General features: G+C 59.0%; 19 protein-coding genes. 7 read left to right on the forward strand and 12 right to left on the reverse strand.

Features of this window, described 5'->3' with window-relative positions; all coding sequences use genetic code 11:
* Window positions 1-72 precede the first annotated feature (72 nt).
* From cmoB to QMX98_RS12785, 10 genes are all read right to left on the reverse strand, one after another.
* Window positions 73-1029: a tRNA 5-methoxyuridine(34)/uridine 5-oxyacetic acid(34) synthase CmoB gene (cmoB, locus tag QMX98_RS12740; RefSeq protein ID WP_010457799.1), complete on the reverse strand. Its 957-nt coding sequence runs from the start codon at window positions 1027-1029 to the stop codon at window positions 73-75.
* The gene (gene cmoA / locus QMX98_RS12745; RefSeq protein WP_154501569.1) at window positions 1026-1805 is read right to left on the reverse strand and encodes a carboxy-S-adenosyl-L-methionine synthase CmoA; all 780 of its coding nucleotides are present in this window, start codon (window positions 1803-1805) and stop codon (window positions 1026-1028) included. The genes cmoB and cmoA overlap by 4 nt, the downstream gene beginning before the upstream one ends.
* 161 nt (window positions 1806-1966) lie before the next feature.
* On the reverse strand, window positions 1967-2455 hold the full coding sequence (locus QMX98_RS12750) for a hypothetical protein (protein WP_282410849.1): 489 nt from the start codon (window positions 2453-2455) through the stop codon (window positions 1967-1969).
* 146 nt (window positions 2456-2601) lie between these two features.
* Complete coding sequence (locus tag QMX98_RS12755) at window positions 2602-3252, reverse strand: lysoplasmalogenase (RefSeq protein WP_282410850.1); 651 nt, start codon at window positions 3250-3252, stop codon at window positions 2602-2604.
* Between the two features lie 2 nt (window positions 3253-3254).
* Window positions 3255-3647: a protease inhibitor I42 family protein gene (locus QMX98_RS12760; protein ID WP_282410851.1), complete on the reverse strand. Its 393-nt coding sequence runs from the start codon at window positions 3645-3647 to the stop codon at window positions 3255-3257.
* Window positions 3648-3774: 127 nt separating this feature from the next.
* Window positions 3775-4251: a hypothetical protein gene (locus QMX98_RS12765; protein WP_282410852.1), complete on the reverse strand. Its 477-nt coding sequence runs from the start codon at window positions 4249-4251 to the stop codon at window positions 3775-3777.
* Window positions 4252-4409: 158 nt separating this feature from the next.
* On the reverse strand, window positions 4410-6827 hold the full coding sequence (gene lon / locus QMX98_RS12770) for an endopeptidase La (RefSeq protein WP_010457788.1): 2418 nt from the start codon (window positions 6825-6827) through the stop codon (window positions 4410-4412).
* Between the two features lie 743 nt (window positions 6828-7570).
* Window positions 7571-7948, reverse strand: a complete 378-nt coding sequence (locus tag QMX98_RS12775; RefSeq protein ID WP_282410853.1) for a DUF6124 family protein — start codon at window positions 7946-7948, stop codon at window positions 7571-7573.
* Window positions 7949-8434: 486 nt separating this feature from the next.
* Window positions 8435-10846, reverse strand: coding sequence for a glucose/quinate/shikimate family membrane-bound PQQ-dependent dehydrogenase (locus tag QMX98_RS12780; protein ID WP_282410854.1), 2412 nt, complete (start codon window positions 10844-10846; stop codon window positions 8435-8437).
* A gap of 210 nt (window positions 10847-11056) precedes the next feature.
* Window positions 11057-12439 carry a carbohydrate porin gene (locus QMX98_RS12785; protein WP_282410855.1) on the reverse strand — a complete coding sequence of 461 codons (1383 nt, stop codon included), beginning with the start codon at window positions 12437-12439 and terminating at the stop codon, window positions 11057-11059.
* Window positions 12440-12722: 283 nt separating this feature from the next.
* On the opposite strand from QMX98_RS12785, the gene QMX98_RS12790 reads away from it, so the two are divergent.
* Both QMX98_RS12790 and QMX98_RS12795 read left to right on the forward strand, forming a co-directional pair.
* On the forward strand, window positions 12723-12953 hold the full coding sequence (locus QMX98_RS12790; RefSeq protein WP_007903672.1) for a VF530 family protein: 231 nt from the start codon (window positions 12723-12725) through the stop codon (window positions 12951-12953).
* 2 nt (window positions 12954-12955) lie between these two features.
* The gene (locus QMX98_RS12795; RefSeq protein WP_077749807.1) at window positions 12956-13606 is read left to right on the forward strand and encodes a Pr6Pr family membrane protein; all 651 of its coding nucleotides are present in this window, start codon (window positions 12956-12958) and stop codon (window positions 13604-13606) included.
* Window positions 13607-13784: 178 nt separating this feature from the next.
* Here the strand turns inward: QMX98_RS12795 and QMX98_RS12800 are convergent, their stop codons facing one another.
* Both QMX98_RS12800 and QMX98_RS12805 read right to left on the reverse strand, forming a co-directional pair.
* On the reverse strand, window positions 13785-14567 hold the full coding sequence (locus tag QMX98_RS12800; RefSeq protein WP_010457772.1) for a siderophore-interacting protein: 783 nt from the start codon (window positions 14565-14567) through the stop codon (window positions 13785-13787).
* On the reverse strand, window positions 14564-15142 hold the full coding sequence (locus QMX98_RS12805; protein ID WP_010457769.1) for a PadR family transcriptional regulator: 579 nt from the start codon (window positions 15140-15142) through the stop codon (window positions 14564-14566). The genes QMX98_RS12800 and QMX98_RS12805 overlap by 4 nt, the downstream gene beginning before the upstream one ends.
* Before the next feature lie 510 nt (window positions 15143-15652).
* Here QMX98_RS12805 and QMX98_RS12810 point away from each other — a divergent pair.
* The 5 genes from QMX98_RS12810 (at window position 15653) to QMX98_RS12830 (ending at window position 21316) form a co-directional block, all read left to right on the forward strand.
* Window positions 15653-16144 (forward strand): CS1 type fimbrial major subunit, encoded by a 492-nt coding sequence (locus tag QMX98_RS12810; protein WP_145308475.1) that lies wholly within the window; start codon window positions 15653-15655, stop codon window positions 16142-16144.
* A gap of 114 nt (window positions 16145-16258) precedes the next feature.
* Complete coding sequence (locus QMX98_RS12815) at window positions 16259-18781, forward strand: TcfC E-set like domain-containing protein (protein WP_282410856.1); 2523 nt, start codon at window positions 16259-16261, stop codon at window positions 18779-18781.
* A 38-nt stretch (window positions 18782-18819) separates the two neighbouring features.
* Window positions 18820-19560 (forward strand): hypothetical protein, encoded by a 741-nt coding sequence (locus QMX98_RS12820; RefSeq protein ID WP_010457763.1) that lies wholly within the window; start codon window positions 18820-18822, stop codon window positions 19558-19560.
* A 5-nt stretch (window positions 19561-19565) separates the two neighbouring features.
* Window positions 19566-20054: a CS1 type fimbrial major subunit gene (locus QMX98_RS12825; RefSeq protein ID WP_042933024.1), complete on the forward strand. Its 489-nt coding sequence runs from the start codon at window positions 19566-19568 to the stop codon at window positions 20052-20054.
* Window positions 20054-21316 (forward strand): hypothetical protein, encoded by a 1263-nt coding sequence (locus QMX98_RS12830; RefSeq protein ID WP_238547543.1) that lies wholly within the window; start codon window positions 20054-20056, stop codon window positions 21314-21316. The genes QMX98_RS12825 and QMX98_RS12830 overlap by 1 nt, the downstream gene beginning before the upstream one ends.
* Window positions 21317-21340 lie beyond the last annotated feature (24 nt).

The following is a 21340-nucleotide window of genomic DNA, read 5'->3' on the forward strand; positions in this document are numbered from 1 at the left end:
ATATTGATGTGACTGTTAGACCGCCATCGCGAGCAGGCTCACTCCTACAGGGTTATGCGGTGTTTGATAGATTTACTTACGGGCCACGATGACGGCACGCATCGGCGCCGGCAGTCCTTCAATCGTTTTGCTGTGATCGTCCGGATCCAGGAAGTCACTCAACGACTGATACTTCATCCACTCCGTCCCGCGCTGTTCCTCGACCGTGGTCACGCTGACGTCAACGCAGCGAACATCCGTAAACCCGGCACGTCGCAACCACAACTCCAGCGCCGGCACCGACGGCAGGAACCACACGTTGCGCATCTGCGCATATCGGTCTTCCGGCACCAGCACCTGCTGTTGATCGCCTTCGATCACCAACGTCTCCAGCACCAGTTCACCGCCCTTGACCAGGCAATCCTTCAGCGCCAGCAAATGCTCGATCGGCGAACGACGGTGGTAGAACACGCCCATGGAAAACACCGTGTCGAAGCCTTCCATGTTCGGTGGCAGGTCTTCGAAAGGGAACGGCAGGTGCCAGGCATTGGGTTCTGACAAGTAACGCTGCACCGCCTGGAACTGGCAGAAGAACAGCCAGTTCGGGTCGACACCGATCACACTGTCGGCGCCAGCACCAAGCATGCGCCACATGTAATAACCATTGCCGCACCCCACATCCAGGATGCGTTTGCCCTTGAGGTCCAGGTGCGGCGCGACCCGAGACCATTTCCAGTCCGAACGCCATTCCGTGTCGACGTGCACACCAAACAGGTCAAACGGTCCTTTGCGCCATGGCGACAACCCCATCAACGCGGTGCGCATTTGCGCGCGGGTCTCAGGGTCGCAATCGGTGTCCAGTGTCAGACCGTTCAACAAGTCGACTTCACTCGGCTGAATCTTCGGCAACGCATCCAGCGCACTTTGCCAGCGCTCCAGGTCGCCGTGGCCCTTTTCCATTTTCTTGTCGAGTTGCGCTTGCAGGGTGTTGGCCCATTCGGCCAGCGGCGTGCCGGCCAGACGGCGGGCGAGGGGGGACAGATCAATCATGGCAAGGCAATCAACGAGGCAAAGTTAAGACACTGGAACCACGGCACGACTTTCGAGAACCCGGCCGCCAACAGGCGCTCGCGGTGTTCTTCGAGGCTGTCGGGCTTCATGACGTTTTCGATGGCGCTGCGCTTCTGGGCGATTTCCAGTTCGCTGTAGCCGTTGGCGCGTTTGAACGCGACGTGCAAATCAGTGAGCAACGCATGTTCTTCGAGGTCGTTGAAGCGCAGCTTCTCCGACAGGATCAACGCACCGCCAGGCAGCAGCGATTGGCGGATGCGCGAAAGCAACGCGGTGCGCTGGTCCGGGGCGATGAATTGCAGGGTGAAGTTCAGTGCCACCACCGAGGCGGGCTGGAATTCGAGGGCGAGGATGTCACCTTCGATCACTTCCACGGGCAGCAACTCCTGGAACATCGAGTCTTGACCGTTGAGGTATTCGCGGCAGCGCTCGACCATCGCGGCGGAGTTATCCACAGCGATCACGCGGCAACCGTCGGTGCGCACGTGGCGGCGCAATGCTTGAGTCACGGCGCCCAGGGATGAGCCGAGGTCGTAGAGCACGCTGTTGGGCTGGGCGAATTGCGCGGCGAGCACGCCGAGGTTCTCGACGATGGTCGGATAACCCGGCACCGAGCGCTTGATCATGTCCGGGAACACCCGCACCACGTCCTCGTTAAAGGCGAAGTCGGGCACCTGGGCCAAAGGCTGGGCGAAAAGGCGATCGGGTTCTTTGCTCACGGCGGTTCCAGCGGCGTAGGTGGAAAAGGCCGGCATTTTAGCCAAATTGACGGGGGGATGCGCGGGTTGTCTGATAAAGCGTGAGAGATGCCCGATGGGGGATTGTGAGCCGTTGGGTCAGGGAGCTGTCGGTGGGGAACACGACAGATAAAAACGAATGGCCAAATCCTGAAGTTGAGACTTGGCCATTCAGATGATTACTGCTGTTTAAGCAACACGATATAGGTGGATTTGCCAGAGATTTTGAGCTCTTCATTTTGCTCATTTACGCCTTTGAAATCAAAGCCGATTTGATAATGCAGTTTCTCAGAACTGCTCTCAACCGTTTCTACCGTGAAAGAACCGCTATTAGGCTTATAAGCAAAAGAGGTCGTAAAGCCAGGGATGGTTCCCGTTTCAAAATAATAAACATCTTTGAAGGGGAAACTTTGATCGGCGACCGAATAGGTGCCGGATTTGATATTTTTATCAAATACCAGCACCAGACCTTTTTTACTTCTATGTGAGTAGTCTTGTGTGTTCGCGCGAGTGACCAGCGCGATTTGATTACTGTTGGGATCGGCCTCGAATTCGACAATTTGACTGTCAAACTTTACCCGGTTTGAAACTGTCGCTTGAGTTTCTGCGCTGACGGTAATAATTGGATCTGCAGACGCGAGTGTGTTTTTGCTTTGAAAAAAACTCATAAAACTCTTCCTTGTATTATATGTGTGATGGGGTGACGCCGAACAAATAATAAATTCACAAGGAACATCGGACTACTGTCAGATCTGACAGCTGTTTATAACGTTTGGCGATAGGGTCTATTTTTTATTTCATTACGACAAACAGTTTACTCCGTACCACCTACGGTACTTTCCTTACCAAACGCAGACGCCGCAATCCCCCATTGCCCCAGCCAGTAACTGAGAATGATCACGTAGGGCGCAGCATCGAATGGCACCGCAAAGCGACTGATGCCAATCACGCTATCGGAAAACACAAACGCCACCGCACCCGCCGCCGCCAGCAGCGCCGAGCGTTTCGGCACGTCGGTCCCGAGCCGGGCCAGCGCCCGCCAGAGCATCGCACTGATGGCCAAACCGTAGACGATCACCGGAATCAACAGTGGGCCCAGTCCGTGGGAAATCAAAATCCCCAACAGAACCGCGCCAACCCCCAAGGCAATCACCAATGGCAACAACGCCAACCGCCGGCAATCGCTCAAGTAAGCTTTCAGATACGCCAGGTGGGCGACCAGAAATGCCCCAAGGCCAAACACAAACAAATCCCCCGGCCACGCCAGCAACACATCGCCGAGCAGGGAGAAAATCAATCCGAGGCTGATCCAGCGCCGATACTCAGTGGGCGGTGCGTCGTGCAGCCAACCGAGCAGCGCCAAGACCGGCAACGGTTTGACCAGCAGGCACAGCAGCGCAGCGTGCACGCTCAAGCCATACAGAAAGGTCACTGCGCCCATCAGCGCCAGAATCAGCCAGCCCACGATCAGTTAACCGCAATCGCGCAATCGAAGGTTTTCACGGCCGGCACTTCCGGGGCCCATGGCTGTGAATAGGTCAGGCGCAAGCGGCCTGTACCGATGGCAAATGCCTGGAAGCGCCAGGTCGAAATGCCGGCGCTGCCGACGATCCCGGCGTCTTCCGGGTTGCTGTACACCTCGGGGCTGAGCGCATGCAGCACACCACCAGCCGAATCCTGGATCGACCAGCGATAACCCGTGGTCGGGTTGCTTGGCAGGGTCAGGATGAGGTTTTGTCCATTGCGCATTTGCACCGGGCATTCGCCTTGTTTTTCCACGGTCACGTTCTGTTTCGGTTGCGTGGCGCAAGCGGCCAGCAAGGTGAGGGCGAGGGGGACAAACAGGCGAGTGGGGGACATAAGTTCAGTGGCTCCGGCATTCACGACGAACGGCGAGCATAACTGAAGATGAGACAAATTGTGACGGAAGGGACTACGGGCGCGATCTTCTGGTACCTGTTCAGCGCCCGTAGAGGTGCAGTCAGGCCTATTTCGCCGTGGTGTAAGTCATGTGGCTTTGAAATTCTCCGGAAAGATCAATGCTTTTACCGGTAGTCGACGATTCCAGAGTTAGATTGAAACCAGTGACAATATGACTGGTTTGATCAGGCGAGCTGTCCAAAAGAACCAGGTTTACCGTGCCTTTGGTTGCTTTGTAATGCTCGGGGGATTGCATGCCCAGTTGATTGTTAAGCGCTTCATGGAAATTCGCCGCGAGGAAGGGGCCCGCTTGCGCAAGTTCGTGAGTGCCACTTTTAATGTCTTTGCTGAAAGTAAACGACAGGTGCTTTTCGGCAGGACGGTTCCGGTTCTGATAAAAACCAATCGTCGTTTCGTTCAGGATTAAAAGTCGAATCTCCAGATCATTCGATCTGAACTCAAGCCGACCGGGCCCCATGAACGTCATGTTGCCATCCAAGGCGAACAGTTCTTCGGTAGAGGGGCTGATTTTATCTGTGGTCATGTGCTAATTCCTTTTGATGATGAGCCATTCTCGAGTGGGAAGTTTGGCGATCAATTCAATAGGAGGTAACTGTCATGTCTGACAGTTACTTAGCTTTATTAGGAATAAGAGTGGTTCGCCAGCACACCTGCAGTGCAGGCATGATGGCGAACATTCATTCAGAACAAAATCTTCGCCACATCCGCAAAGCGCTTGGCAAAGTGCACGGTAATCCCTTCCTTCAGGTAGTCCGGCAGTTCGTCAAAACTGCCACGGTTCGGCTCCGGCAGGATCAATTCGAAGATTTTCTGGCGCCGCGCCGCAATCACCTTCTCACGCACCCCGCCAATCGGCAGTACATGCCCGGTCAGCGTGAGTTCGCCGGTCATGGCGATGCCTTTTTTCGGCGCCTGGTTTCGGGCGAGCGAGAGCAGGGCGCTGGCCATGGTCACGCCGGCGCTCGGGCCGTCTTTCGGGGTGGCGCCTTCCGGGACGTGCAGGTGGACGAAGGCTTCGTCGAAGAATTTCGGATCACCGCCAAACGACTTCAGATTCGAGCTGACGTAGCTGTAGGCGATTTCCGCCGACTCTTTCATCACGTCGCCCAGTTGCCCGGTGAGTTTGAAGCCACGGTTGAGCGTGTGGATGCGCGTGGCTTCGATCGGCAATGTTGCGCCGCCCATGCTGGTCCAGGCCAGCCCGGTGATCACGCCGGTGCCGGACAGCACTTGCTCGTTGCGGAACACCGGATGGCCGAGCGAGGCTTCGAGGTCTTTCGGCCCGATTTTGATCACCGCTTTCGGCTCGTCGATCAACTTCACCACGGCTTTGCGCACCAGTTTGCCCAGTTGTTTTTCCAAGTGGCGCACCCCGGCTTCGCGGGCGTAACCATCAATCAGGGCTTTGAGCGCGCTGTCGCTGATGCTCAAGCTGCCTTTGGACACGCCGGCCTTTTCCAGCTGCTTGGGCCACAGGTGACGCTTGGCGATGGCGATTTTTTCTTCGGTGATGTAACCCGACAGGCGAATCACTTCCATCCGGTCCAGCAATGGGCCGGGAATCGAATCCAGGGTGTTGGCGGTGCAGATGAACAGCACTTTCGACAGGTCCATCCGCAGGTCGAGATAGTGGTCGAGAAATTCGACGTTCTGTTCCGGGTCCAGCGTTTCCAGCAGCGCCGAGGCCGGGTCGCCCTGGTAGCTTTGGCCCATCTTGTCGATTTCGTCGAGCATGATCACGGGGTTCATCACTTCGACGTCTTTCAATGCTTGCACGAGTTTGCCCGGTTGCGCGCCGATGTAGGTGCGGCGGTGGCCCTTGATCTCGGCTTCGTCGCGCATGCCGCCGAGGCTGAAGCGGTAGAACGGCCGGCCGAGGGATTCGGCGATGGACTTGCCGACGCTGGTTTTACCCACGCCCGGCGGGCCGACCAGCAAGACGATGGAGCCGCTGATCTCGCCTTTATAAGCACCGACCGCAAGAAATTCGAGGATGCGGTCCTTGATGTCGTCGAGGCCGGCGTGGTGTTTGTCCAAGACCTTGCGTGCGTGCTTGAGGTCGAGTTTGTCCTCGCCGTACACGCCCCATGGCACCGAAGTCGCCCAGTCGAGGTAGTTGCGGGTGACCGCGTATTCCGGCGAACCGGTCTCGAGGATCGACAGCTTGTTCATTTCCTCTTCGATGCGTTTCTGCGCCTGGCTCGACAGCACCTTGCCTTCCAGACGCTGCTCGAACTGTTCGATGTCGGCGCTGCGGTCGTCCTTGGTCAGCCCCAGCTCTTGCTGGATGACCTTGAGTTGTTCCTTGAGGAAGAACTCGCGCTGATGCTCGCCGATCTTGCGGTTAACTTCGGCGGAAATCTCTTTCTGCAGCCGTGCAACTTCGACTTCCTTGCGCAGCATCGGCAGGACTTTTTCCATGCGCTTGAGCATAGGCACGCAGTCGAGAACTTCTTGCAGCTCGCTGCCGGTGGCCGAGGTCAGGGCGGCGGCGAAGTCGGTCAGCGGCGACGGATCGTTGGGGCTGAAGCGGTTGAGGTAGTTTTTCAGCTCTTCGCTGTACAGCGGGTTGAGTGGCAGCAGTTCCTTGATCGCATTGATCAGCGCCATGCCGTAGGCCTTGACCTCGTCGGTCGGCTCGGTGGGCTGGTGCGGGTATTCGACTTCCACCAGATACGGCGGGCGATGGTGCTTGAGCCAGGTGCGGATGCGCACGCGGGTCAGGCCTTGGGCGACGAATTGCAGTTTGCCGTTTTCGCGACTGGCGTGGTGCACCTTGACCAGGGTGCCGTACAGCGGCAGGGCCGAGGTGTCGAAATGGCGCGGATCTTCCTGGGGCGTGTCCATGTAGAACAGGGCCAGGGAGTGGTGATCGGATTTACTCACAAGATCCAGCGTTTCAGCCCACGGTTCTTCATTGACGATGACCGGCAGCACTTGGGCCGGGAAGAACGGGCGGTTGTGGATCGGGATGATGTAGACCTTGTCCGGCAGGTTCTGGCCGGGCAGGGCGAGGCCTTTGCCGGTGGAATGGTGTTCGGCGTTCTCTGGGTCGGCGTATTCGCTCGGGTCTTCAGGGAATTCTTGCTGGTCGCTCATGGGGCACCTGCGCAATGGGGTATGGGTCTTAGATGGGGCAGGTGGGGGGTGGTTTCAATGGGGCAGGATATTTCTGGGTGTGTGTTCAGGTTTTGGACAGGTGCTTTTGACTTGGCGGCCTTTGGGCCGACCATGTTCTTGGGGGTTGGGTACATATCCGTTTCTGCGGTAACGGCGGCTGGCGGTTTCGCCCTTACGGCGAGTCCCTTTTGTCAAACGCCACAAAAGGAACCAAAAAGTCTCGCCCCAAGCGTCCGGCCCCTCGCTAAGGCTCGGCGTACCTTCGCTCCGGTATCCATCCGGGGACACTGCCCTCCGGTCTGCTTCGCGACGACCTACATGCAGCGTGTTCGACTGCGTCGAACGGCGCTACGCGCCACTCCCCGGATGAACACCTCCACTCAGCCTCCCGAAAGGGGCGGGTGGATCAAGATCAAAAGCTGCAGGCGAGCTAACGCTCGGCCTAATGAGTGGTGAAGAGCGAAGCGTGTACACCGAACCCCTTGTAGGAGCGAGGCTTGCCCGCGAAGGCGGCCTGACAGCCGACCAATCTCTTTTCAGGTACCCACATTCCACTGTAGGAGCGAGGCTTGCCCGCGAAGGCGGCCTGACAGCCGACCAATCTCTTGCAGATACCCACATTCCACTGTAGGAGTGAGCCTGCTCGCGATGGCGGAGTGTCAGACGACATTGATGTTGAATGACACACCGCCTTCGCGGGCAAGCCTCGCTCCTACAGGGGATCAGCAGTGTGGCGCAGGTTTGGGTACGGCGACGTTATCGAGCATCCGGTTCGCCGCCAGTTCCGCCAGCATCACGATCTGTTGAATGGCCATTGCCTTGTGCCGGTGCGGGCCTTCCAGATAGTCCGCGAAATCACTCGCCATCACGCTGGCCTGGGCCAATGACTCGCAGGTGTGGGCGAGCAGGTCTTCGTCCTTGATATCCGGAGCAATCAAAAACATCGTGCTGGATTTGCGGGTAGCAGGGGATTTGAGGGCTGCTGGGTTGAGGTAGTGATCCAATGCGCGCTCGGCGGCATCGTGGAGTTTTTTGGAGTCGAGGGATTCGTAGGGGGAAACGTCGTCGGTTTGCGGGGGATTCGGGGTTTCTTTGAGCATGGTGAAGCTCCATTCGGGGACTGGAAGTTCGCCACGACTGCGACCAAGCAGTTGGGTGGCGAACCATACGCAGGTTGGTCGACCAGGGAATGGAACCCGGCAGGGCCGGAGCCCTCCCACGCACAGCTCGCCATGAAGCAAGCACGAAAAGTGCGCCATTCTAAACCCGGGCGACCAAACCCGGCCGCTGAATTTGCAGCGACCCCGAAAGCCTATCGAACGGGCTTCTGACACAACAACCGCCAGAACTTGTCGGAATCCTCCTCCATAAAAGTCACGGCTGTAGGACGCTGGCAAAAAAATTCAGGCCCGACACGACCCAATGTGGGAGCGAGCCTGCTCGCGATAGCTGTTTAACATTCAACGTCCTGGGTGGCTGACAGTCCGCTATCGCGAGCAGGCTCACTCCTACATTTTGATGTGCAGCGATGCAAAAAAAGGCGACCCCCTCGCAGGAGTCGCCTTTCCTTTAACCGCCGCTAAACCTTATTCGGACAGTTTGTACGCAATCACATAGTCACCTTGCTTGGTGCCCAGCGACCCGTGACCGCCCGCAACGACAAGCACGTATTGCTTACCGTCCTTGCCGGTGTAGGTCATTGGCGTGGTTTGAGCGCCGGCAGGCAGGCGGCCTTCCCACAGCTGCTTGCCGTTTTTCACGTCGTAGGCGCGCAGGTACTGGTCGAGGGTGCCGCTCAGGAAGCCGACGCCACCCGCGGTGGTGAAGGTGCCGCCCAGACTAGGCACGCCCATGCTCAGCGGGATCGGAACCGGTGAGCTGTCGCGCACGGTGCCGTTTTTGTGTTTCCAGATGGTTTTTTGGGTGGTCAGGTCGACCGCGGCCACATAACCCCAGGCCGGCGCCTGGCACGGCAGGCCCATTGGCGAGAGCAGGGCTTCGAGGACGACGCCGTAAGGCGCGCCTTTGTTCGGCTGCACGCCTTCGGTTTCGCTTTTACGCGGGCCTTGGGCGGCGATTTCGGCGGCCGGGATCATTTTCGATTTGAACGCCATGTAGCTCGGGTTCACGAAAGCGATCTGACGCACCGGGTCAACCGCGATGCCGCCCCAGTCGAACACGCCGAAGTTGCCGGGATAAACGATCGATCCCTGCAGCGATGGCGGCGTGAACGGGCCGTCGTAGCGCATGGATTTGAAGTCGATCCGGCAGATCAGTTGGTCGAACGGGGTCACGCCCCACATGTCGCGCTCTTGCAGCGGCGGCGGCATCAGGTTGAGGTCGGATTTGGGTTGGGTCGGCGAGGTGTGATCACCAGCGACAGCGCCTTGGGGCACCGGCACTTCGTTGATCGGCACAATCGGCTTGCCGGTGCTGCGGTCCAACACGTAAATGCTGCCTTGCTTGGTCGACGCGAGTACCGCTGGCTTCACGCCGTCAGCGGTTTTCAGGTCCATCAGGGTAGGCTGGCCACCGACGTCCATGTCCCACAGGTCATGGTGGGTGAACTGCATGTGCCAGCGCACCTGGCCGGTTGCGATGTCGAGGGCGGTCAGGCCGGCGGCGTGCAGTTCCGACTCAGGGGTGCGATCGCCACCGAACTGGTCCGGGGTCTGGTTGCCCATCGGCAGGTAAAGCATGCCGAGCTTTTCGTCGACGGCGAACATGGACCACATGTTCGGCGAGTTGCGCGTGTAGACCTGGCCTTCGGCAATCGGCGTGGTGTCGTCCGGGTTGCCGCTGTCCCAGTTCCACACCAGTTTGCCGGTGTGCACGTCGAACGCGCGGATGACGCCGCTGGGCTCGTCGGTGGAAACGTTGTCGGTGACGTGGCCGCCGATCACCACCAGGTCTTTAGTGACCGCTGGAGGCGAGGTGGAGTAGTAACCGCCGGCATTGAAGCCGCCGATGTTGGCAGTCAAGTCGACCTGGCCTTTGTCGCCGAAGTCTTCGCACATCTTGCCGGTGTCGGCGTCGAGGGCGATCAGGCGGGTGTCGGCGGTCGGCAGGAAGATCCGGCGTGGGCAGACGGTGCTGACCGGCGCAGGGCTGGCGGTGCCGGTCGGGCTTTGCTCGGACGCGTAGACGGCGTCATCGTGATAGGTCACGCCACGGCATGTCATGTGCGCCCAACCCTTGAAGTTCGCCGCGTTTTGCGTGGAGAGCTTCGGATCGAAACGCCAGATTTCCTTGCCGGTGTCCGGGTCCAGCGCGATCACCTGGCTGTGCGGCGTGCACACGTAGAGCATGCCGTTGACTTTCAGCGGGGTGTTTTCGGCGGTGGTTTCACCCGGATCGTTCGGCCCTGGCAGGTCGCCAGTGCGATAGGTCCAGGCGGGAACGAGCTTGTTCACGTTCTGCGGGGTGATCTGCGCCAGTGGCGAGTAACGATCACCATGAGCGCTACGACCGTAGGAATTCCAGTCACCGTCGGGCATGGCCGGGGCGGTGTTGGTCATGCCGGGCACGCTGTCGCGGTCCAGTTCGCCTTTGATTTCACCCGGGTTGGTGAACTGGCTGGCCAGTGCGGCAACGCCCGCGAGTACCACTGCCACGCTCAGTGCGCCAGTGCTCATCGGCGCAGGGCCGGTGATCAGCAACGGACGGCGGAACCACGGCAGCAACATGACGAGGCCCAGCGCAAACAGCATCGCCAGACGCGGCACCAGTTGCCACCAATCGAGGCCGACTTCCCACAAGGCCCACACGGTACTGGCAAACAGCACCAGTGCGTAGAGGCCCAGTGCAGCGCGGCGGGCCAGGATCAGCAGCACGCCGGTCAGCGTCAGGCCGATACCGGCCAGCAGGTAATACAACGAGCCGCCGAGCAGGCTCAGCTTGATCCCGCCGGCCAGCATGGCCAGGCCCATTAGCAGAAGCAGAATGCCGAGCAGGGTCGGCAGTAGACGGCTTCGACTCAAAGCACCATCAGTGCTCATAGTGTGGTTCTCCGTGACGTTTCAAGTAGTCCCGCGCAAGTTCACTGTAGATGACGATCCTGTGCGGGCATGGTTCAGATAAAAAAGGTTCAGTTGGTGCGTTCCCTGTAGGAGCGAGCCTGCTTGCGAAAGCGATGGGACAGTCGGCATTGATGTTCAGGCTGACGGCCCTTCGCGAGCAGGCTCGCTCCCACAGGTTTTGTGTGTGTCTTAAAAGGACGAGGTGATTTTTATCCCGCCGATCAGCGCGTCATCGACCTTGTCCACGCCACCGGGGTGGCGGATGTATTGCAGGTTGGGGCGCACGGTCAGCCAGTTCGTGACGTGCACGCCGTAATAGAGTTCGGCGCTGTATTCGGTGTCCTGGGGCGGCAGGAACGAGGGGTCGTCGTAGTCATAGACGACGCGGGCCTGGTTGGTCGCTTCGGCGTTCTTGCGATAGGCCGGGTTGACGTGAACCCGGGCGAGGGCAAAGCCGATGTCGTCCTTGGCGCGCGCATCGAACAGGCCTTTGTAGACGACGCCGGCCTGGACATAGTTGTCGATGGCGTTGGTCTTCTTGTCGTGCATCGTGCCGTTGGCGAACACGCTCAGGCCGCGCGAATTGTCGCTGGCTCGGCTGGTGATCTGCTGCTGCACACCCAGCCACACGCCGTGCTTGCTCGATGCGCTGCGGTAAGCCTCGCCGCTCAGGGCTGCCGGCTGACCATTGCTGTCCTTGTAGGCATCCATGGCCTTGGCGTTGCTGTAGTAATACCCGGCGCGGTATTCGCCCGGCAGGCCGTTGAGTGTTGGTGACCACACCAGTTCGACCGGCAGAATCGCGCCCTGGGTGCCGCTGCCGCTGAGCTTGAAGCCGTTGCCGCGATCAAGGTTCGACGGGTTTTGCTCATACGCGCCGATTTGCGCGTAGAGCTCCGGCGTCAGGTGATATTTCACCCGCATTGCCCACTGGCTGACGGGCCAGTTGTACCAGATGCCGCCGACCCAGTTACCGACCTGCGAGCCACAAAACGCCAGGTTCTGGAAGTCGCATGGGAAGCTGTTGAAGTCTTCGCCTTCGCCGAAGCGGCCGACTTTGATGTCGAGTTTCTGGTCGAAAAATTTCTGCTGGTACCACATCTGCGTCAGGCGCCAGGTTTGCCCACGGCCCCAGACTTCCTGCGCCGAAGTGAAACCGCCGACACGCGGATCGTTGATCCGGTCGTTGCTGATGTTGTTGCCATTGCGCTCGGTGATGGTCAGCTGAAATTCAGCGTCGTCCCAGCCGAGGATTTTCTGCAAGTCCAGGTGCGTGCCGAAACCGAACTGGTCGCTGTAGCGTGCGGTGCGATCGTGGTCGTAGCCGCCGTGCAGATTGCTGCCCATTTCGCCGGTGTAATCGACTTTGAAGTCGTAGCCTTTTTCCGAAAGTTCGGTGCGCGTGCCATTCCAGTCGCCGAGCATCCAGGGCGATTCGCTATCGAAGGCGGGCGCGGCCTGAGTGCAGGTAGCCAGGCCAAAAGCAGTGAAACCACCGATCAGGTTCAGGGCTTTTCGACTGGCAATAGCGATGCAGACAGCGCTGTCTCGCGGAGTTGGGAAATCAGGCATAGAGAAGGAATTCTTGATCTTTTCTGGGGGGTGAACTGAAAGCGGCACTATGTCGCGCCTGGATGAAGCGTTTCAGCTTGACGGGCGCAAGGATAATGTTCTGTTACAAATAGAGAAAGCGCTTTTCGTGACATGAATTATTTCGTATTCGGTAACAGTGCCGGACAGCGATCGGTTCAAGTTCACCTACATTTACCAGAGAGCGCACAGAGCGCTTCCACCCGGCGACACCCTCGGCTAAGGTGCGCGGCTTCCAATCCCCTTCATCGCTCAAAGGCCCGGCATGACCGAACAGAACAACAACCCGCTGCACGGCGTGACGCTGGAGCAAATCCTCAACGCCCTGGTGGAACATTACGAATGGTCGGGGCTGGCCGAGCGCATTGATATCCGCTGTTTCAAGAGTGACCCGAGCATCAAGTCGAGCCTGACCTTCCTGCGTAAAACCCCATGGGCGCGGGAGAAGGTTGAACGCTTGTACGTGAAGCTGATGCGCACCAAGCGCCCGCTCTGAACATGGGCTTTCTGTCGACGCCAGGTTCTGCCGCGAGGCGTCGTTTTGTGGCGGTGGCCGCTGTGCTGGGCTGGGCCGGACTGGCCATTCAGCTGTACCTGATTCTGTACTCGCGCTGGACACTGGAAGCGAGCTTGATCGGTGGGCTGCTGAGCTTTTTCAGCTATTTCACCGTGCTGACCAATACGTTGGTGGCGGTGGTGCTGACATGTGAGTGGACCTCTCGCGAGTCGGCGGCGCGACGCTGGTTTTTGCAGCCGTGGGTCAGTAGCGCCATTGCAGTGAGCATCGTGGTCGTCGGTCTGGCGTACAGCCTGTTGTTGCGCCATTTGTGGCATCCCGAAGGCTGGCAGTTTCTGGCCGATGAGTTGATGCACGACGTCATGCCGCTGCTGTTCCTGGCGTATTGGTGGTGGTGCGTGCCCAAGGGCACGTTGCGCCTGCGGCATCTCGGGTTGTGGGTGATCTATCCGCTGGTGTATTTCGCCTATTCATTGCTGAGGGGGCATGAGTTGGCGGTTTATCCCTATCCGTTCATTGACGTCGGCACCTTGGGTTATCCACAGGTGTTTTTGAATGCGGGTGGATTGTTGGCGGGGTTTGTGGTGATTGCTCTAATAATGATCGCATTGGACCGGTGGCGCGGTCGGTGAATACTGAGGGTGATGTGAAGGGCTTTTGTGGCGAGGGAGCTTGCTCCCGCTGCGCCGCGAAGCGGCGCTAAAACCTGCAACCGAGTTTTAACCAGTACACCGAGTGAGCGGATTTTGGGCTGCGTTGCAGCCCGGCGGGAGCAAGCTCCCTCGCCACAGGAAGGTTGCCAGCCTTCGGTCACTCCTCGTCGCTGCCCTCCGCCCGCCAGTACCCCACGGCCTTGACGAATTGTTCATTCAAACCGTGCTCATCAAGCAGCACACGACGAATCTGCCGTGACACCTTGGTCTCGGTCGCCACCCACGCATACAGGTTGCCGCTCGGCACTTGCAGCTGCTTCACGGTGGTCAGCAAGTTGTCTTTGCCACCCTCGCGCAAGACCCAGATCACATTGACCTGCGCGGCGCTTTCCAGGCGTTGCTGCTCGGCGCCGTTCTCCACTTCCACAATTACCAGCGCACGACGATTGGCCGCCAGACCTTCGAGCCGGCGGGCGATGGCGGGCAGGGCGGTTTCGTCGCCGATCAGCAAATAGCTGTCGAACATGTCCGGCACGATCATCGAGCCACGCGGCCCGCCGATGTGCAGGAACTGGCCGGGCGTGGCCTGCTCGGCCCAGGTCGAGGCGGGGCCGTCGCCATGCAGGACAAAATCGATGTCCAGTTCCAGGGTGTCGAGGTCGTAGCGACGCGGCGTGTAGTCGCGCATCGCCGGCATCGGCCCGTTGTCTTTGCCGGCGCCGAGCACCAGGGTTTCCAGTGCGGCGTGTTCGGCCGCGTTTTGCGGGAACAGCAGTTTGACGTGGTCGTCCGTGCCCAGGCTGACGAAGCCGGCCAGCTCCGGGCCGCCCAGGGTGATCCGACGCATCCGCGGGGTCAGGTCAACCACCCGCAGCACTTGCAGACGACGGCGTTTGATCTCGTGCATGACACGGTGAATGGTGTGCACAACTTCAGTCATTCGGCTTTCTCCTGGACGGGTTGAACGGCAGGGCCATCGACGATGGCTTTGGCGGTGTTGTTGAGCAGGTCGCGAACCCGCAGGATTTCTTCCGGGCTCCAGCGGCCGTGATGCATTTGCAGGGCGTGACGCAAGTTGTGCACCGCCTCGTGGATCTCGGCGGGGCGATCATGGCCGCGCAATGAGCGCTTGCTGACCTCGATGCGCATTCGCACGCCGTCCAGCGCAATAGCCTGTTCGGTCAATGACAGACGTCCGGCGTCGGTGATGGTGTAGCGTTTTTTGCCGCCCTCGGCATCGCCCAGGATCATTTCGCTTTCTTCGAGAAAGGTCAGGGTCGGGTAGATCACACCGGGGCTGGGGCAGTAGGCGCCGTCGAACATGCTTTCGATCTGGCGGATCAGGTCATAGCCGTGGCAGGGCTGCTCCGCGATCAACGCCAACAGCAGCAGTTTCAGGTCGCCGGGGGCGAACACCCGGGGGCCGCGGCCGCCGCGTTCACGGCCGGGGCCTGGGCGTTTCTCGAAGCCGTCGCGGCTGTCGCTATGGTCTCGATGGGAATGATGGTCTCTCATTTCTGCGTCTTCTCTCGTCGTGTTTAGATACAACTTAAGATATATCTTTAGGCGGGCGCAACCGTTCTGGACCAACGGTCGTTCTCGGCCACCGCTTGAGGTCCAGACGCGATCAGCGATGAGGAATACGGTATCGGTTGCTCTTTTAGAGCAATTGAACTAATCATGAAAGTTCATCAATTGATAATTATTCCACTGTCGCAAGATAAGTAGTCTTCGTCTGACGGAATTCAACTAGTTCGTATCTGTGTGCTTTTCCAGTTAGAACTGTGTGTAGTCTTTCTCTGAGGGTAAAACAATCGAGTTGGCGTTTTTTCAATGTTTTTCCTATTGTTCGAACGCCATTGTTACTACATGTTCTTGGGAAGTTGCGTACTTACTTTCTCAAGGGATTGGACGATCATTCTTCGGCGTCGAAAGTTAAGTGAAATCGCCATCACCGTATGGAGAGATGTCGGCTTTCCAGACTTTCCTCGGCCCAATCCTTTGAAAAAATACAGGTACTCAATAATGTTCAAGACGTTTGCAATCGCCGTTCCCATGACCCTCCTGGCCCTGAGCACTTCGATGGCGTTCGCGGCGGAAGAATCGCGCACCTCCATCAACATTACCGCTGATATTCCGAGCAAGGTCTTCCACGCTCAGCCTGTAGACAAAGACTTCGGTAAAGACGAGAAAATGCAGTATGTCGTCGGCTCCGGCACCCTGACGGAAGTCCGTGGCACCTATGATATTCAACACACCAACGGCTCGGTCGGCGCTTATGTCGTGGGCGGTCCTACTCCGCTGTTCAACGGTAATCCAGCCTTGAACATTCCTCTGACCTATACCTTCAATGGCACGGAGTTGACCGCTGATTCTCAGGAAGTGGTCGGCGACACCGAGTCCAACGGCGGCATGCGCGCCGACCTGGTGATTACCGCAGAGAAGCCGGGCAACAGTCAGGTGGGGATCTACACCGCCAACCCGGTCGTCATCTTTGATGCCATTCCGCGCATCTGAAGCAAACGCGTGCTGTAAGTAAGTTCTGTCTTACTTGGCAACGTTCACCGATCGCCAGGGAGGTTGTGCCTGTCGATCGGGTTTCAACGAATTTATCTTCAGAGTATTTCGTTCATGTTCCCGATGACTCCCATCGCGACGGCGCTTGCCCTATGTTTTTGTGCGACTGCCCTGGCTGCGCCAGCGGACAACGGCCACACACCCCGAAGTCTGCTTGCGCAAGCCAAGGGATTACCGAGCGAGTTCGAAGAGCACTTCTTTGATGTGCCGCTGGCGGTGCGCGTGGAACTTGATCAGCAGTTTCTCGGTGAGGCGATGGTTGTGCTGACCCGCGACGATCGCATCACCCTCGTTGAATTCACCGATGTCAGCGATAGCACGATCAAAGCCAGCGAGCGCGACATCTGGGCCAACTACCTCAAACATGGCGTGGTGCTGGGCGCCTGCCAGGCCAATTGCCCCGAACAACTGCTGGCCGTGCACTACAGCCTGGAAAACTCGCTGGTCTCGATCCTCACGGAAAACGCCGAGCACGATGATCAGGTGCAGCGCTATTACAACCAGCCCGAAGACGGCAGCACCGGGTTGATCGTGCGCAACCAGCTGAACCTCAATGGTGGCCAGAACCAGGACCTCGGTGGTCGATACGGCCTGGAAGCGAGCAGCAGCCTGGGCAACTGGACCCAGGCGGTGAACATGCAGTTGTCCCGCCTGGGCGGTGTGGACAATCAGCTCTATCACGCCGTGCATGAGCTCTTTACCCAGCGCGAACTGGAAGGCAACTTCCTGCGCCTGGGCTTGTTCACGCCCACCTCGGAAGGCCTGACGCGCCAGCCGCGCTCCTTCGGCGCCAGCCCTGACACCGCGCTCGGCGTCATGTACGGCAGCTCCGACAGCCTGGCCATCAATAACCCGAAACCGGCGGTCTACCCGATCTACGTCACGGCCAATCGCCAGGGCTCGGTGGAAATCTATCGCGACGGTTTGCTGATCAATACTCAGGCGATACCGGCTGGTTTGCAGACCCTCGATACGCGGCCATTGCCCGGCGGCATCTATGAAGTGGAAGTGCGGCTGATCGAAGACGGCCAGATCACCTCCAGCACGCAGGAGCTGGTCTACAAACCCAACAACTGGCGCAATCATGACGAGCGCTGGCGCTACAACCTGTTTGCCGGGCGTGAATCGAAAATGCTCAGCAACTGGGATGAGCAGGCCGATGGCGACATGACTGCCGGCGCCGCCTTCAACTTCCTGCTGCACCCGCGGGTGATTCTCGGCCTGTCGGGTCGGCAAGTGAAAGACACCCTGCAATATGGCACGTCGGTCGATTGGGCCATCGTCAACAACGCCAGCGTCTTCGCCAACGTCTACAAGACTCAGGACTACGGCACCGGTTTCGACGTGCAGGGGCTTTATTCCTACGGCAGCGGCAGCCTCGTCGCCAGCCATAACCGCAGCTGGCTCGACACCACCCGGCTCTACGACACCTTGCCCGACGGCACGCGCGTGCGGCAGCGCAATGTATTTATCGGCCAGACCAGCAACTCGTCCTTGTCACTCAATCATCGCCTCACCAGCAAAAGTTCGGTCAATGCCCGGGTGTCCCACAGCGAAGGCAACACCGAAGGGGTCGGCGTGGATCTGGGCTGGACTCAACGCACGCAACTGTTCGGCAGCGACGCCAATTGGCGCCTGTCGCTGTTCGACAGGCCGGGCAGCTTCAGTTCGGGCAATGATCGAAATCGCGGCCTTGACCTGAGCGTGAGCGTGGCGCTGGGTGGCCCGGGAGAGCAGCTCTCCGGCAGCATCGGCACCCGCACCGATCGCGATGGCGGGCGTGATAACAATGCCTCGATCACTTACCGCAAAGACTTGCAGGACCACCTGCTGCAAAGCGTTTCCGCCACGGCCATCACCGACACCTATGGCCTCGGTTTGAATGCGCTGGCGACGATGCAATCGGACCGGGTCAACGGCGACGGATTTATCCAGCGCTCGTCCTACAACAACGACCTCACCGGCGGTCTCAACCTCGACAGCACCGTGGCGGTCGGCGGGCAAAAGATGATCGTGACCAGCCAATACCACCGCAATGGCGCGGGCATGATCATCGATGTCGAGTCAGACATCGACGACATCTCTTTACGCGCCGACGATCTGAGCGGTGGCAGCGCAGTCCTCAAGCCAGGACGCAATTTTGTGCCGATCACGGCTTACAAAAGCAGCTCCGTCAGTTTCGATTTCGAAGGCAATCACGTGCCTGCCGCGACCATCCAGCCGGCCCGTTCCAGTTATCACCTGAACAAGGGTGGCGTGGACTATCGCCAGATTCGCGTGATGCGAACCCTCACTGTCCTCGGTCGCCTGATCGACCCCCAGGGCAACCCGCTCAAGGGCCATCACATCATCAACCACGCCAGTCGCGGGGTCAGTGAGGTGGACGGCTTCTTCTCCATGGAAATGAACGCCGGTTCACCGACCCTGGAAGTGCGCCACGGCAACCAGTTGCTGTGCCAGTTCCGCCTCGACCCGAGCCGTGGCCACACGGAAAACAACGTGCTGATGATTGGTGATTTGCGTTGCACGCCGGACACGCTGGCGGACCTGACGCTTGAGACGCCGACGGCAGGCTGATGCCCGGCACCCCGCATTTTTTTATGAGGTAAATGACGATGAAACGTCGGTTGGCACTGATTGGTTTTTGTTTGTTCACCCAGACGGCACACGCCGGGCCGAACATCAATATCGGCACGGTCTACGACTACCTGGACGGCGACAAAAGTACCTTTTTGAAACGCGTCTATAACGGCGGCGACAGCACCGCTTTCGTCAAGGTCAACATCCTTGAAATCCTCTACGACGCCGATGGCAAGTCGCGGGAGGTGCCGCTCAAATCCAATGCCGAGGGCAATTCCCGGGATGGCTTGATGGCCAGCCCGGCGCGACTGATCGTGCCCGCCAGTGGCATGCAGGGCACGCGGTTGCTGTACATGGGCGAGCGCGACAAAGAGCGCTATTTTCGTGTGCGTTTCATACCGGTGGTGCCCGAGAAGGAAGACGAATTCGCCGTCTCCGGCGAGGAGCGTGAGCAGTACAGGAAAGCCCTGTCCGCCGGGGTCACGGTGCTGGCCGGGTATGGCGCGGTGTTTTTCGTTCGCCCCAAGGACCCGCGTTACGCCAGCGTGATCGAAAACGAGGCGGCCAGGTACCGGATTCGCAATACCGGCAACACCGTGGTGGTGATCGATGAGTTCAAGGATTGCTCGGTCAAGAACGACCAGGACTGCCAGCCGACCACCAAGCATCATGTTCTGGCCGGCCGCCATTTCGAGTTCGAGAAACAGGCTGGCCGCGAGTACCGCTTCACCCTGGTTGAAGGCGAAAGCCGCAAGAAACTCGATGTGAAGGGCTGATGACTATGTTCAGACAACTGACGGTCCTGATGGTGTCGGCGATGGCCTGCCATGGTGCGTTCGCGGCCCGCGAAGTGCAGCACTTTGAAGTATTCGTGACGATCCCGAGCCAGGCGTTCTACGTCATTCCCGCAGACCCCGGCTGGATTCACCGCGAACAGTCATTGCCATGGAATCTGACGACCTCGACCCTGGGCGGCTTGCGCAAGTATTTCGATGTGAAGAGCGAAGCCGGCTCCATCGAAGCCCGCCTTGAGGGCCGGCCTTACTTGTCTAACGGGACGCAGGCCCATGACATCGGGTTGCGCGTGCTGTTCAACGAAAAGTTGTTGAGCGAGGGGGAAAGCCGCGAGGTGGTTTCGCTGGTCGACGCCGCGCAGGGCAAGCGGGTTTTACTGGAAGTGCTGCCTGTGCCACCCGCCGATGGGGTTTACAAACCCGGCAACTATTTTGGAAGCGTCAACATGGTCTTCAACGCGGTGTTGCCCAAATGATGAATTTATTGAATAAGCGATCAGCCCGGACGTTGAAGGGGGCTGCATCGGCCAGCCTGCTGTGTGCGGTGTTTGCCCTGCCCATACAGGCCGCAGTGATGGACATCGAAGCGGTATTCGAGCCGGATTCCTCGAATCCGAATAATAACGTGTTCGTCAACATGACCCCGTCCGAAGGTTTTTGCCGGCAGATTCCACAGGCCTGTGCGCCCTATAAGCTGTTCAGCCTTATTGCGCCTATTTCCTTCACGGCGAATGCGCCAATCCTGGCCAACCATGCGGACCCGCGGCAAGGAGGAATGGCCCGCGTTCCCTCGGACTGGAGAGAGGTGGTGGTCACCCACGAGTCGGGTGATACCGAGGTGCTTTCCATTCGTATCGGCGGGATCGGGCACGAAGCCGCAATTCCCCGCCCTGTCACTGAACTGACCGGAGGAGGTTGGTGGGATGACTTGTGGGTAGGTGGCGGTTGGGCCTATGCGCCTATACCCTGTTCAAGTGTGGGTTGGCACTCGGCAGGGCCCTCGGGCTACAACAGTTTCTGGCGAGTCGCCAGAGGAGTGGGCGTGTGCAGCAAGACGGCGAGGTTCGATATTCCGCTTTCCTTTCGCTACCTGTACTTCGTGTTCGCTTATGAGCTGCGCACGCCTAACCCCCTGACCATGAAGACGGGCAAATACACCGGCACCATGCCGTACACCGTCGGTCCGCGTCAGGACTTCGACATGGGCGATGTCATGATCCCCAGTGACAACCAACTGACCCTCAACTTCTCTCTGGATGTTCGGCACACCCTCAAGGTCGAGATTCCACCCGGTGGCAATCGCGTTGAACTGGTTCCGCAGGGCGGCTGGCAAGCCTGGCTGACCCAAGGGCGCAAGCCCACACGGCTGTTTCGTGATCAGACGTTCAATGTGTCTTCATCGAGTCGCTTCAAGATGAGCCTGGACTGCCAGTACAGCACCGATGGCAACCGCTGCTCGGTGCGCGACCCGGCTTCAGGCCATGTCGTGCCGCTCGACGTCAGCGTGACCCTGCCCAATGGCTTGGTGGATGCCACCGATCAACCGGTCAGCCGTCGGCTGTTACGGCGCGACGGCAGTGGTACCGAGCTGTTCCAGCCGCGCTTTTATGTCGATCGCAAACCGGGCACGTTGCACTTCGAGATTGCGCAGGATGAGGTCGAGGAAATGATCAAGCCCGGTGTCGCCAGAACGTACTCGGGCACTGTCACGGTGGTTTGGGATTCGGAAGTGGGTTAAGCGTGACCCCTGATACATCACCCG

Source organism: Pseudomonas sp. PS02303 (assembly GCF_029959925.1).
Lineage (GTDB): Bacteria > Pseudomonadota > Gammaproteobacteria > Pseudomonadales > Pseudomonadaceae > Aquipseudomonas > Aquipseudomonas mandelii.